4 protein-coding genes are annotated in these 2,130 nt (G+C 70.5%); all 4 read right to left on the bottom strand.

The features are described from left to right. Nucleotides 1-217 (bottom strand): response regulator (locus ACFE86_RS22570; RefSeq protein ID WP_375457540.1); only part of this gene is annotated, 217 nt, incomplete at its 3' end. A 323-nt stretch (nucleotides 218-540) separates the two neighbouring features. Continuing rightward, the gene (locus tag ACFE86_RS22565) at nucleotides 541-942 is read right to left on the bottom strand and encodes a response regulator (RefSeq protein WP_375457539.1); all 402 of its coding nucleotides are present in this window, start codon (nucleotides 940-942) and stop codon (nucleotides 541-543) included. A gap of 29 nt (nucleotides 943-971) precedes the next feature. Then, nucleotides 972-1,454 carry a chemotaxis protein CheW gene (locus ACFE86_RS22560; RefSeq protein ID WP_375457538.1) on the bottom strand — a complete coding sequence of 161 codons (483 nt, stop codon included), beginning with the start codon at nucleotides 1,452-1,454 and terminating at the stop codon, nucleotides 972-974. A gap of 89 nt (nucleotides 1,455-1,543) precedes the next feature. Then, nucleotides 1,544-2,130: response regulator (locus tag ACFE86_RS22555; RefSeq protein ID WP_375457537.1), on the bottom strand; the 587-nt coding region annotated here is incomplete at its 5' end.

The following is a 2,130-nucleotide window of genomic DNA, read 5'->3' as shown; positions in this document are numbered from 1 at the left end:
CGATGTCGAGCAGCACCACGTCCGGGTCGTGCCGGGCCATCATCTCCAGGGCGATGCGACCGTTGGAGGCGGTGCCCACGACCGTGAAGCCGGCCTCCCCGATCCAGCGGGCGACGAGGCCGCGCACCACCGCCGAATCGTCGGCGATCAGCACCTTGATCGGCGCCGGGGTGCTCGGGCGCGCCTTCGGCGCGGCATGGGGGGTGGCTGCCAGCATGGGTTCGGCGCCTCGGTGCGGGGTGACGGACGACGATGGGCCGGCGCCGGTCGCGCCGGACGGACGGGACCGAGCCGATGCGCTTGGCTTGCGCGACGCCCGACGCGGTGGGCGCCGGTTCGTCGTGGGGGAAGCGCGTCGAAGCGGGTACGGGTCGAAGCGGGTTTTCGTGGCCGCATCATGCTCGACCGCGAACCGTGAGACGCGTCGCGGAATGATGCTTAGAGCGCAGTCCGACGAAGTGGGTACCGGTTCGTCGCAAGAATGCGCGTCAAAACAAGAACTTAAAGTCGTGACCTGATCCAACGTGATCGGGCGCGGCTCTAGGCGGCGTCGGCCTGGATGATGCCGACCTGCTCCAGCTTGGCCGTCAGGATATCGCGGTCGAAGGGTTTCATGATGTATTCGTCGGCACCGGCGCGCAGCGCCCGGGCGATGGCGCCGACGTCGTTCTCGGTGGTGCAGAACAGGATCTTCGGGCTCGTCCCGCCCGGGCTCTGGCGCAGGGCCTGGAGGAAACTGTACCCGTCCATGTTGGGCATGTTCCAGTCGAGCAGGATCACGTCCGGCATCGTTTCGGCGCAGCGCAGCAGGGCATCGCTGCCGTCCTCGGCCTCGACCACCGCGAAGCCCAGCGTCTCGATGATGCGGCGCGCCACCTTCCGGATCACGGCGGAATCATCGACCACGAGGCAGGTCCGGGCGTCGTCTCCAGGGGTCTTCACGGCGTCTCTCCCTCTCGTTGCAGGTGGCGTCACGCCGCGGTGGCGCCGGCGCGCTCGGACCCGAAGACCAGCAGCGCGTCCACGTCGAGGATGACGAGCAGGCGCCCGTCGAGGCGGTGCACCCCGAGGGCGAGGTCGCGCCAGCGGGCATCGAGGTTGATCGGAACCGGCTCGTGGGTCTCGGGGCCGAGCTTCAGCACCTCGCCGACGCCGTCGACCACCAGGGCGAAGGTCTCGCCGCCCTGTTCGAGGCCGATCGCCATGCGGGCGGCGCCTTCGGCGGCGGGCAGGCCGAGGCGGCGGCGCAGGCAGATCGCGGTGACCACGCGCCCGCGCAGGTTGAGCAGGCCGACGATCTCGGGGGGACTGAGCGGTACGGGGGTGATGCCGGCCGGGACGAACACGTCGTGCACCCGGTCGATCGCGAGGCCGAACATCGTCCCGCCGACGAAGACGGTGACGAAGTCCGCCTGTCCGCCGGCCTCCGCGCCGTTGCTGTTGGCAGCTTTCATGGGGATGTCTCCGAAAGCGCCTCGGCGCCGTCAAACCGGGATGGGCGGTCCGCGCCGGTTCGGGCGCGGCTTGCGTCGGACGCGGGCGATCAGGCGGCGTTCGCCCGCGCCGGGATGGACGTTTCGGCATGCGACGGACCGGCGAGTTCCGCGAGCGCCGCGATGAGGCCGCTGCGGTCGAACTTCGCGACGAGGTCGCTGATCGCCAGCGTCCGCGCGCGCTCGACCGCCTCGGCGCCAACCGTGCCCGACAGGCCGATCACCGGCAGCGTCGCGAGCCGCCGCTCGTCCGCCCGCATCGCGGCGACGAGATCGAAGCCGTCGCGCCCCGGCATCTCCAGGTCGGTGACGACGATGTCGATGCGGGCATCGGCCTGAAGGACCGCCATCGCCGCGTCGGCGCCCGGGGCCGTGACGACGCGGTAGCCAGCGGCTTTCAGCACCGGGCTCAGCATGTCGCGGAAGAAGGCGGAATCGTCGACGAGGAGCACGGTCGAGGCCTTGCCGGCCGCCTTCTTCGGGCCGCGTGCCCAATCGTCGTAGGCCAGCGGCAGGAAGTGGGCGATGTTGACGATATCGGTGGCCCGCCCGCGCAGCACGGCCGATCCGATCAGGTCCGAACGCTCGGCCGCGATCTCGATGTCGAGGCGCTCCTCGACGATGTCGACGATCTCGT

The sequence above is a fragment of the uncultured Methylobacterium sp. genome, assembly GCF_964244095.1.
Classification (GTDB): Bacteria; Pseudomonadota; Alphaproteobacteria; order Rhizobiales; family Beijerinckiaceae; genus Methylobacterium.
Note: the sequence above shows the minus strand (reverse complement) of the source record. Positions and strands in the feature narration are given on the sequence as shown.

What these genes read in the sequence shown, in the direction of transcription:
- ACFE86_RS22560 (WP_375457538.1), bottom strand. Translation starts at nt 1,454, where the DNA reads ATGAAAGCTGCCAACAGCAACGGCGCGGAGGCCGGCGGACAGGCGGAC.